A 9,540-nucleotide genomic window follows, 5' to 3' on the forward strand; every position below is an offset into this window, starting at 1 on the left:
TGCGACTAGCGGGTATAATTTTGATGTGGTTGTGAATGAGGCTCATCAATGCCACGCGACGAGTTCGCCGAAATGCGCGCGTTTCTGGAGATCACCCGGACGCGGAGCTTCACCCGAGCAGCCGCCAAGCTCGGGGTCACTCCTTCGGCACTTAGCCACACCATCAAGTCGCTGGAGTCGCGGCTTGGCGTCCGTCTTCTGTCTCGCACCACGCGCGACGTGGCCCCGACGGCGGCCGGTCAACGCCTCAAGGAAGGCATCGAACCGCATTTCGAAGGCATCGCGGCTGAGGTCAGCGCTCTCGGTGTCCTGCGCGACAGGCCGTCCGGCAACATTCGCCTGGTGTGCACCGACGATTCGGTCGACATTGTCTTCCGCGCCCGGCTGCCAAAGTTCCTGAGCGACTTCCCCGATATCAATGTCGAGCTGGTGGTCGATAACGCCTTCACCAACATCGTCGAGCGCCAGTTCGACGCCGGTGTTCGGCTGGGCGAGTCCATTGCCCGGGACATGGTAGCCGTGCGCATCGGAGCCGACGTGACCTACACTGTCGTCGGCTCACCCCGTTACTTCGCCCACCGGACACCGCCGCAGACGCCGCAGGAGCTGACCGACCATAACTGCATCAACTACCGGCTGCCGACGTCAGGATCGGTCTATGCATGGGAATTGCGGGAAGGAGCGCGCGAGTTCAGTGCTCGGGTCGAGGGGCAACTGACGCTTAACAACATGGGGCCGGCGATCCAGGCCGCGCTTGACGGAGTGGGCTTGGCCTATCTACCGCGCGAACTCGTCCTGCCACACATTGAGAGGGGCCTTCTTCAGGAAGTCCTGACCAAATGGTGCCCGACGTTCCAGGGTTACCACCTGTACTATCCAAGCCGACGCCATCCATCTCCGGCGTTTTCCGCCTTTGTCGAGGCGTTCCGTATCAGGGGCAAGTAACAGCGTTTCGACGGCAAACGGCAGCCCGTATCCCACAAACGATCGTGAGACAGCTTGGATGACGAAGCGCAGTTGGAGGCAAAACCGAGATAACTGTATCGAGATGTTGTTCCACCAGAAATGGTGGAGCCGGCCCGGGGACGGGGCCGGCTCCTTAAACCCGGTCGTTGGGGACGGGGAGGGTGGGGACTCGACCGGGTTTCTCCTAAAGCGCGAAGTCATGCGACGCACTTAACCTCTGTTTTATGCATGTCGTTATCCCAAAACCGCTACGCGCTTTTGGGCGACATGCCTTGGCGTCCTCAACGGACGCTGGCGACCGCGTCGGAGCGGCCGTCGTTGATCGTCACCCAGGCGCCGGAATTCCGCTCGGACTGGCGCTTCAGGTAGGTGTAGCCGGTATTGGTCCAGGACAGCACCTTGGGTTGGAGATTGTCGAGGATGAACTCGCCAAGACTGGTGCGCACGGTCAGCACAGCATGGCCGTCGCCGTTGCGCTGGCGCACGACCGTCATCAGCAGATCGCCGGCCGGCACGCCGATGCTCATCAGCTCGCGGCGCTTTTCCAGCGCATAGTCCTCGCAGTCGCCGAAGCCGTTATTGGGAAAGGACCAGACTTCCTCCTTGCCCCACATTTCCATGTCGGTGCGCGGCGCGACCTTGCTGTTGACCGAATTGTTGATCTTGACGATCGTCGCCCACAGCTTTCGGGTGAGCTCGACGGGTGCCCGGTCAAGCGTCCTCTGATTGCATTCCCGCGGAAACTGCTGGCACAATTCGTAGTGACCGACCGGCTGTGTGGTGCGGCCGCCGGTGTGCATGAAGGCCGGCTCCGCCGCGTTTGCAGTCCCCCAGCCGAAAAGCTGCATCGCTATTGCCGCCAGCAACAGCTTGCCCCTCATCCTGTTCATTATTCAGTCTCCCCGTTTGAGGAGACAATGACACGGCTGGATTTATTTGACGCAAAAGCGCGAAGTAGACATTAAGTAAAACAGCAATAGAATAAACATAAAATTTGATGCAATTGAGTATAGAATTGTTTATGGATTCTAGCCGGGTGCGTTCCTTTGTTTCGTGGCACCGTTCGAACAGCTAGGATGGCGGGACGGAGGGCGCGAAGGATCGCCAGCCTCTCTTCCCGATGGCGCTAGCGCTTCCGCGTCAGCCGCGCGGTGAACTGAATTCGGTATCGAGCGTTTCCGGCCGCTGGATGACGGCGAATTCGATGGCGATGCCATCTTCGAAATGGCGCACCACCTGGCCGCGCATGGTGCCCAGCGTCACCTGGACGCCGATGGCCGGCTTGACGTCGATCTCGATCGCCGCGCCCGACAGCGACAGGTCGATGATGCGGCACTGGTACTGGCGTCCGTCGGCAAGCTGTAGCACGCTCGTCGGGTTGCGCGGCGCGACGCGTTCATGGCGACGGTCTTCCGGCAGGTCGAGCTCGTGCTTGTTGGCAAGCCAGGTCAGTTGCGCGGCGAGCTTGTCCCTCTTGCGCTCCGACGCGATGACGGTCATCGCAAAGCCATCCTGCAAAGTGCGGGTAATGACGCCCTCGATGCGTCCGATATGATCGATATAGGCAATGACCTTTTCGCCAGCCAGGCCGGCGCGCTCGGTGCGCAGCGAAACGTTGCCGGGCGACATGTCGACTACCTGGCAGGGATGTTCGGTGCGGTCTTCCAGCATGAAGCGTCCGTAAATCTTCACGCGGACGCGCTGAAAGTTACGCCTTTCAGCTTGGGACGGTGCATGGTCGACCGCCGCTGACCTCATCACTGCCATACCCCGTTCGGCATTCCGCGCATGGATGCGGGGAATTTCAGCGGAAAACTACAACAAAGCAGGTTAACAAAGGGGAAAACCCGGCGCTGTTGCTTTAAGCTTTGGGCATCATTCCTCGCGTCCGCCGTCGAAGACGACCAGGTGACGGATGCGGCGGGCCTGGCCGAGCGCCGAAATCGTCTCGGGCGGGTCGAATTCCGACGGGGCGAGCGAAGGAACCTCTATCGCCGGCCGGTTCTTCAGGAACATCGGCTCCTTGTCGGGATCGACGACACGGATCGAATCGATCAACGCGTCGGAAACCGGGTCGGCGCCCAGCCAGAAGGGCTTTTCGACGGCGCTTATCACGCCGAGGCAACGCGGGCTCTCTACCCCGCCGTCGAGCGGCAACGCGAGCAGCTCGAACCTGTTGGAGCGGCCATTGCGGCTGAAACCCTCATAGGTAATGAGGGCCGCCGATTTCAGGTCGAAGACGCCGTCGGTCAGCTTCGAGATCAGCCGCTGGTCCTTTTCGCGCCACAGCGAAGGGAATGAAAACCCCTTGAGTTCGCGGCCATAGACTGCGCAAAGCCTGGTGCCGGCCAGCCGGAACACCGCTTCGCCGCGCGTGTCCTTTTCCAGGATAAACGTGTCGGCCAGCAGCGACTTGATGTCGGCCGGTTCGACTTCCGAGCGCTTCGGGGCAGGGCGTCCGTCACGCAACCGGTTCCAATAATGGAACAGCGTGATCGATCCGGTCTGGTTCATGCTAATGCTGCTCCGCGCATTCTGTCTTCTGATGTCCCATCGGTGAACAGAAGGGCGCCCTCCGAAGACCTACATGCGTTGCGGAGCAGGATGCGTGCCAGCATCGTTAATACTTGTTCACGGGTCGGGGCGGTTAAGGTTAACAACTGGTTTACGTTGCGCGCCTGCCAGCCCTGTGGCACACCGAAATCACTCCAGAAGCGGTCGTTTTGCGACGATCGGCAGCACTTCAGTCAAGAGTTCAGGGGGAGCAAGGGGGCTCGACCAGCCGTTCAAGGGAAACCTTGGACGGCTTCTTTTTTGATTCGGGCCTGCTGATTCGCCGTTTGTGATTCGGTTGGCCGTGATCTACATGCTCGCGAAGTCCAATCCAGCGACTGAGTGCAAGCCATATGAGTGACCCAGAAAGCCCACCGGAGATCGAGCAGGGCCAGGGTGGGCGTGTCGCCCGCGAACCGGAGCAGCGCCGCGAGCCGGTGTTCAACCTGCCGCCCGTGGTGCTGGCGGTGATCGGCATCTGCGTCGCGGTCCATCTGATCCGGGTCTATTGGCTGACCGACGACCAGGACTTCGAACTGCTTGTCCGGGCTGCCTTTGTGCCGATCCGCTATTCCGGCCGCTTCGACCTGGATTTCTTCGCCTTTTCAAGCCCTTTTACCTATGCCTTCCTGCATGGCGGCTTTGCCCATCTTGCCATCAACATGGTGTGGCTCGCGGCTTTCGGCTCACCGTTGGCCAACCGCTTCGGCGCGCTGCGCTTCAGCCTGTTTTTCGCCGCGACCGGCCTGGCGGCGGTGGCGCTGTTCTGGGCCATGCACCCGCTTGGCGAGGCACCGCTGGTCGGCGCCTCCGGCGCGATTTCCGGCATGATGGGCGCGGCGGCGCGCTACGGCTTCCGCATCGACCGCTCGTCGGGCAGGGCCGCCTTCGCTGGCCGGCCCTTACCGATGGCGGCGGTCCTGCGCTCGCGCGGCGTCGTCACCTTTCTCGCCATGTGGATGGTGATCAACCTGGCGACCGGCCTCTTCGGCCTGGCGCCCGGCATTGACGGCCAGATCGCTTGGGAAGCCCATATTGGCGGCTTTGTTGCCGGCTTCTTCGGCCTGCGGTCTTTTGATCGGCGAGAGCAGGTGCCCCGGCAGACGGAGGAGCCGGAGAGCTGAGGCCTCCGCACTTGAAAAGCAACCGATCGCGGCGCACCATGTTCATCCCAGGGAAAGCCGGCCAGGGCAGGAGCCGGCAGGAAATGCAGAGGAGGACGCCATGACTGTTAAGGCAATTCTCGAGGCGAAAGGCCACGACGTGGTGACGCTCGGGCCGAACGAAAAGCTCAGCGAAGCCATCCGCATGCTTTCCGAACACAGGATCGGCGCGCTGGTCATCACCAACGGCGATCACAAGATCGTCGGCATTCTTTCCGAGCGCGATGTGGTGCGGGTTCTCGCCAAGGAGGGAGCCGCGGCGCTCGACCTTGCCATCCGCTCGGCGATGACGCCCAAGGTGAAGATCTGCAATGAGAACCACACCGTCAACGAGGTGATGGAGATCATGACCAAGGGCCGCTTCCGCCATCTGCCGGTGGAAAAGAACGGGCTGCTCGACGGCATCGTGTCGATCGGCGATGTGGTCAAGCGGCGCATCGAGGATGTCGAGCGCGAGGCCGAGGAGATCAGGGCCTATATCGCCACGGCATGAGGCGGCGGCGGCCGGGTTGCCGGCCATTTGAATTTTTCAAGCTGCTATAGCAGTCCATCGCGGCAGCTGCGGGCCTGTGCCGCGTCGGCACCTGCGGCTTGGCGCTTGTCTCGCGAAGCGGTTTGCACTAGCGAAGTTGCACACCAAAATATGCGTTCCGCATATCCGCAATTCCAATATGCAGGCCCTTATGAGCATCATCGATACCCGCACACCCGACGCCAAGCGCCTGGTTCCCGGCGCCACCGGCGACTGGGAGATCATCATCGGCCTCGAGGTCCACGCGCAGGTGACCTCGCAGGCAAAGCTGTTTTCCGGCGCCTCGACCACTTTCGGCGCCGCGCCCAACGCCAATGTCAGCCTGGTCGATGCGGCGATGCCTGGCATGCTGCCGGTGATCAACGAGGAATGCGTCAAGCAGGCGATCCGTACCGGTCTGGGCCTGAAGGCCGAGATCAACCACAGATCGGTCTTCGACAGGAAAAACTATTTCTATCCCGACCTGCCGCAGGGCTACCAGATCTCGCAGTTCAAGCAACCGATCGTCGGCGAGGGCAAGGTGATCGTCTCCGTCGGCCCCGACCGGCATGGCGAGTTCGAGGATATCGAGGTCGGCATCGAGCGCCTGCATCTGGAGCAGGATGCCGGCAAGTCGATGCACGACCAGCATGCGACGATGTCCTATGTCGATCTCAACCGTTCCGGCGTGGCGCTGATGGAGATCGTTTCGAAGCCGGATATGCGCTCCGCCGATGAAGCCAAGGCCTATGTCACCAAGCTGCGCACCATCGTGCGCTACCTCGGCACGTGCGACGGCAATATGGACGAAGGCTCGCTGCGCGCCGACGTCAACGTCTCGGTACGCCGGCCCGGCGGTGAATTCGGCACGCGCTGCGAGATCAAGAATGTCAACTCGATCCGCTTCATCGGCCAGGCCATCGACTCCGAGGCGCGCCGCCAGATCGCCATCCTCGAGGACGGCGGCAAGATCGACCAGGAAACGCGGCTGTTCGATCCCAATAAGGGCGAAACGCGCTCGATGCGTTCCAAGGAAGAAGCGCACGACTATCGCTATTTCCCGGATCCCGACCTTCTGCCGCTGGAATTCGACCAGGCCTATGTCGATGCGCTGGCAAAGGACCTGCCTGAACTTCCGGACGCCAAGAAGGCACGGCTGATCTCCTCGCTCGGCCTGTCGACCTACGATGCCTCGATCCTGGTTTCGGAAAAGGCGATTGCCGATTATTTCGAGAAGGTGGCGGCCGGGCGCGATGGCAAGCTTGCCGCCAACTGGGTCATCAACGACCTTCTGGGAGCCTTGAACAAGGCCGGCAAGGATATTGAAAATGCTCCTGTTTCGCCCGACCAGCTTGGCGCGGTCATCGACCTGATCAAGGAAGGCACCATCTCCGGCAAGATCGCCAAGGATCTGTTCGAGATCGTCTGGAACGAGGGCGGTGATCCGCGTCAGCTGGTCGAAAGCCGCGGCATGAAGCAGGTCACCGATACCGGGGCTATCGAAACGGCGGTGGACGAGGTGATCGCAGCCAACCCGGACAAGGTCGAACAGGCGCGCGCCAAGCCGACCATGGCCGGCTGGTTCGTCGGCCAGGTGATGAAGGCGACCGGCGGCAAGGCCAACCCGCAGGTGGTCAACGAGCTGGTCAAGGCCAAGCTCGGGATCGAATAGGATGTTCGTCCGCACCGCCGGCGAGCGCGATCTTGCGGCGGTGCGCGCATTGCTGGTCGAGACATGGCACGCCACCTATGACGCCATCTACGGCGCGGCGCGGGTCACCGAAATCACCGACGAATGGCATTCGATCGCCGCGCTCAAAGCGCGGTTGACACGACCGAACTCGGAATTCCTGGTCGCCGACGACGGCAAAAGCATTGGTGGCATGGCTTTCGCGGCCGCCACGACGGATGCCGGGGTCGTCATGCTGAACCAGCTTTACGTGCATCCGGCCTGGCAGAGGCAAGGCATCGGCAAGGCCCTGCTGGACGAGATCGAGGCCAGCTTTCCGGAGGCCCGAACGCTGCGCGTCGAGGTCGAGGAAGCAAATGCTCCGGCCGTTGCCTTTTACCGCTCGAGAGGGTTCACGCCCGCCGGCAACACGGCCGATTGCGGCGGCGCCTCAGGATTGCCGGCGCTGGTTTTGGAGAAGGCGATCGGCTAGCTCGTTCGCCTGGCGCTCAGTTGCGTTTCACGGGCAGGTTGGAGCAGCCGGCGGCGAGAAACTCGCACGGCAGGCTGCCGCCGCCGCCCGACGTGTGCGGGGGCGTAGCGGCTTCGATCTTTTCGACCTCGTAATATTTCGAGGTGACGCCCCATTTTTTAACGCCCTGACACGTCGAGCGCACGCCAACCTCCGTCGCCTTTGCCGCCGTCTTGTAATAGGTGGTGATCCGGCAGGATTGGCTGACCGGCAGCGCGTTCGCCGGGATCGTGACCGGCGGCAGGAAGTTCGGGAAGGCAAGCAGCGAGATTGCCGCAATGATCCGGACGGCGGGCATGGTGTGGGGAAAGTGCAGCATCGTGCGTCTCCATCGATGGCGCGGCTCGCTCGCGGCGCAGCGGCGCGTTTGTTCCCGCAAGATCAGGCCATGAAGCCGGCGCTGCCGCATCTGCCGCGCGGGGGATGGCGGCAGCGGTCTGAACCGCCGCCGTCATCCACGAGCGGCCGCGTCACGGCGTTTTCGGCTTGATGAGCGTCTTTATCGGGACGGCGACCTTTGGGGGCCGGACCGTACTGGTTCCACCATCGACGGCCAGCTCGCCGCTGTTGAGATAGCGCACCGTATAGTGCAGCTCATAGGCGGGAACTCTGATCCATGTAGGCTTGGGATTGAACTGGTCCGGAGGCCTCGAATACCACTTCGGGATCTGCATGATCTTGGAGCCGGCACCGAATCCCGCAGTCTTGGCCGCTACTGCGAAGGCGCTGTCTCTGGGATCGTTCGGCGGCTGGTCGACATTGCCGATGACGACCAGCGAATCGTATTTTCGCGCGTCGAGCCGTACCGCGGGAAGGTTCAGCGCAGCCGCGTCGCCTTCGCGCATCGTCAGCGCCTTCTGAAGGCCGTCCTCATTGGCGTAGACGTTGAGGTTTATAGCCTCGGATTCCGCATAGACGACATTGTTGTGGAAGTCGCGGGCTGACAGGCGTGTGAGGCTGTCGAAGGTCACTTCAACCGTCGGCTTGGCTATGGCGTCCGTCACCACCAGGTTGCGCCGCGGCACCGTCCAGAAGATGAGATCATCGCCGGTAGCCTGCGTGCCGGCATCGGAGCCGTCTATTGCCGAGCATTTCGAATTTGGAACCGGCGTCGTCACCGGCAGGGGTGCCGAAAACGAGTTGCGTACCTGCGCGTCGATGTAATTGCCGACGTTGAAAACGTCCTCGAGGATGTTGCCGCCCTCGAAGCTCGCCGGGCCGGGTTGCGAGCGGATGATGACCTGGCTGGAATCGGTCTGCCAGCCGCTGCAGAAGACGTTGACGTCTATGGGAATGCCAATGTGGCGGTCGGAGGTCACAGGGATCGAGACTTTGATGGTCAGGATGTAAGGAACTTTGACAAACCAGCTGTTCGGCTGGTTCAGCATCTGCGTCGCAAAGCGCGACGGCCGCCATTGCTTCAGCGATTCGATCGATGCGCGTGACGATCGTCCTTGGGCGGCCAGCTGTGCGTTGGTGGCGTCGACCTTGGCTTGCGCCAGGTTGCGGACGGTGTTGGTGATCAGGAACACGCCGAGTTCGGCTTTGCACGGCCTGTTCGATTGTGTGGCGTTGCATGGGGCAAGTGCCGCACTGGGAACCGGCGGCCCCGAAGGCGGCGGCTGGGCGGCCGCGGTGGCCGCCATCAGGCAGAAGAACAGCATCATGCAGGTTTTCAACATGGTATCCTCGCTCTGTCGTTGGAAACCACCCTCCGGCTAGACAGCAGCACTTCTTCGATGGCGGTTCATCGCCCGCACGGGGGATGAACCGCGAAACATCGGGCCGGCCCAGCGACGTCGAGCCGCCGTCCTTTCGGATCGGACGTCTACTGCTTCACGACGCCTTTGATTGTCGCCTTCGGCGCGACGACCTTGGGCTTGGGGGTTTTCGGGCCGGGGTCGACTACCAATGCAGCCGTGCAGGAGCACTTGCCCGAACCGCAGTTCAGGTCGCCCTTGCACATTTTGGAGTGCCGCATATCGGTGCAGTCGGCGGTCCCGGAGCAGGAGCAACTGCCTTGCCCGATCGTTCCGGACTGACATTTGAAGCTCCATGCCGGATCGGCGGCAAGGCCGGCCACAGCGAGTGATAAGGCAAAAAGCGTCGTCGAGATGAGTTTGCGCATGAATACCTCCCGGTTCTA

At 62.0% G+C, this 9,540-nt stretch carries 11 protein-coding genes; 5 read left to right on the forward strand and 6 right to left on the reverse strand.

Annotated features, from left to right (window positions below; translation table 11 throughout):
- Nucleotides 1-48: 48 nt before the first annotated feature.
- The gene (locus NKH83_RS25765; protein WP_352808051.1) at nt 49-945 is read left to right on the forward strand and encodes a LysR family transcriptional regulator; all 897 of its coding nucleotides are present in this window, start codon (nt 49-51) and stop codon (nt 943-945) included.
- A 302-nt stretch (nt 946-1,247) separates the two neighbouring features.
- Here NKH83_RS25765 and NKH83_RS25770 read toward each other — a convergent pair whose 3' ends face one another.
- From NKH83_RS25770 to NKH83_RS25780, 3 genes are all read right to left on the reverse strand, one after another.
- On the reverse strand, nt 1,248-1,847 hold the full coding sequence (locus NKH83_RS25770) for a transglutaminase-like cysteine peptidase (RefSeq protein ID WP_352477512.1): 600 nt from the start codon (nt 1,845-1,847) through the stop codon (nt 1,248-1,250).
- A gap of 259 nt (nt 1,848-2,106) precedes the next feature.
- Complete coding sequence (locus NKH83_RS25775; protein ID WP_254817716.1) at nt 2,107-2,724, reverse strand: PilZ domain-containing protein; 618 nt, start codon at nt 2,722-2,724, stop codon at nt 2,107-2,109.
- A gap of 117 nt (nt 2,725-2,841) precedes the next feature.
- Complete coding sequence (locus NKH83_RS25780; RefSeq protein WP_352508577.1) at nt 2,842-3,480, reverse strand: PAS domain-containing protein; 639 nt, start codon at nt 3,478-3,480, stop codon at nt 2,842-2,844.
- Between the two features lie 392 nt (nt 3,481-3,872).
- On the opposite strand from NKH83_RS25780, the gene NKH83_RS25785 reads away from it, so the two are divergent.
- From NKH83_RS25785 to NKH83_RS25800, 4 genes are all read left to right on the forward strand, one after another.
- Nucleotides 3,873-4,643 carry a rhomboid family intramembrane serine protease gene (locus NKH83_RS25785; RefSeq protein WP_352808052.1) on the forward strand — a complete coding sequence of 257 codons (771 nt, stop codon included), beginning with the start codon at nt 3,873-3,875 and terminating at the stop codon, nt 4,641-4,643.
- Between the two features lie 100 nt (nt 4,644-4,743).
- Complete coding sequence (locus NKH83_RS25790; protein WP_023717464.1) at nt 4,744-5,175, forward strand: CBS domain-containing protein; 432 nt, start codon at nt 4,744-4,746, stop codon at nt 5,173-5,175.
- A 190-nt stretch (nt 5,176-5,365) separates the two neighbouring features.
- Nucleotides 5,366-6,865 carry an Asp-tRNA(Asn)/Glu-tRNA(Gln) amidotransferase subunit GatB gene (gene gatB, locus NKH83_RS25795; RefSeq protein ID WP_352808053.1) on the forward strand — a complete coding sequence of 500 codons (1,500 nt, stop codon included), beginning with the start codon at nt 5,366-5,368 and terminating at the stop codon, nt 6,863-6,865.
- Between the two features lies 1 nt (nt 6,866).
- On the forward strand, nt 6,867-7,355 hold the full coding sequence (locus tag NKH83_RS25800) for a GNAT family N-acetyltransferase (protein ID WP_352477435.1): 489 nt from the start codon (nt 6,867-6,869) through the stop codon (nt 7,353-7,355).
- Between the two features lie 16 nt (nt 7,356-7,371).
- Here the strand turns inward: NKH83_RS25800 and NKH83_RS25805 are convergent, their stop codons facing one another.
- The 3 genes from NKH83_RS25805 to NKH83_RS25815 all read right to left on the reverse strand — a co-directional run bounded on the left by NKH83_RS25805 (nt 7,372) and on the right by NKH83_RS25815 (nt 9,522).
- Nucleotides 7,372-7,713 carry a hypothetical protein gene (locus NKH83_RS25805; protein WP_254817087.1) on the reverse strand — a complete coding sequence of 114 codons (342 nt, stop codon included), beginning with the start codon at nt 7,711-7,713 and terminating at the stop codon, nt 7,372-7,374.
- Between the two features lie 151 nt (nt 7,714-7,864).
- Nucleotides 7,865-9,076, reverse strand: a complete 1,212-nt coding sequence (locus NKH83_RS25810) for a hypothetical protein (protein ID WP_352808054.1) — start codon at nt 9,074-9,076, stop codon at nt 7,865-7,867.
- A gap of 146 nt (nt 9,077-9,222) precedes the next feature.
- On the reverse strand, nt 9,223-9,522 hold the full coding sequence (locus NKH83_RS25815) for a hypothetical protein (RefSeq protein ID WP_352808055.1): 300 nt from the start codon (nt 9,520-9,522) through the stop codon (nt 9,223-9,225).
- Nucleotides 9,523-9,540 lie beyond the last annotated feature (18 nt).

This window comes from Mesorhizobium sp. M0909 (assembly GCF_040319515.1).
Lineage (GTDB): Bacteria > Pseudomonadota > Alphaproteobacteria > Rhizobiales > Rhizobiaceae > Mesorhizobium.

What these genes read in the sequence shown, in the direction of transcription:
- NKH83_RS25765 (WP_352808051.1), top strand. Translation starts at nt 49, where the DNA reads ATGCCACGCGACGAGTTCGCCGAAATGCGCGCGTTTCTGGAGATCACC.
- NKH83_RS25770 (WP_352477512.1), bottom strand. Translation starts at nt 1,847, where the DNA reads ATGAGGGGCAAGCTGTTGCTGGCGGCAATAGCGATGCAGCTTTTCGGC.
- NKH83_RS25775 (WP_254817716.1), bottom strand. Translation starts at nt 2,724, where the DNA reads ATGAGGTCAGCGGCGGTCGACCATGCACCGTCCCAAGCTGAAAGGCGT.
- NKH83_RS25780 (WP_352508577.1), bottom strand. Translation starts at nt 3,480, where the DNA reads ATGAACCAGACCGGATCGATCACGCTGTTCCATTATTGGAACCGGTTG.
- NKH83_RS25785 (WP_352808052.1), top strand. Translation starts at nt 3,873, where the DNA reads ATGAGTGACCCAGAAAGCCCACCGGAGATCGAGCAGGGCCAGGGTGGG.
- NKH83_RS25790 (WP_023717464.1), top strand. Translation starts at nt 4,744, where the DNA reads ATGACTGTTAAGGCAATTCTCGAGGCGAAAGGCCACGACGTGGTGACG.
- gatB (WP_352808053.1), top strand. Translation starts at nt 5,366, where the DNA reads ATGAGCATCATCGATACCCGCACACCCGACGCCAAGCGCCTGGTTCCC.
- NKH83_RS25800 (WP_352477435.1), top strand. Translation starts at nt 6,867, where the DNA reads ATGTTCGTCCGCACCGCCGGCGAGCGCGATCTTGCGGCGGTGCGCGCA.
- NKH83_RS25805 (WP_254817087.1), bottom strand. Translation starts at nt 7,713, where the DNA reads ATGCTGCACTTTCCCCACACCATGCCCGCCGTCCGGATCATTGCGGCA.
- NKH83_RS25810 (WP_352808054.1), bottom strand. Translation starts at nt 9,076, where the DNA reads ATGTTGAAAACCTGCATGATGCTGTTCTTCTGCCTGATGGCGGCCACC.
- NKH83_RS25815 (WP_352808055.1), bottom strand. Translation starts at nt 9,522, where the DNA reads ATGCGCAAACTCATCTCGACGACGCTTTTTGCCTTATCACTCGCTGTG.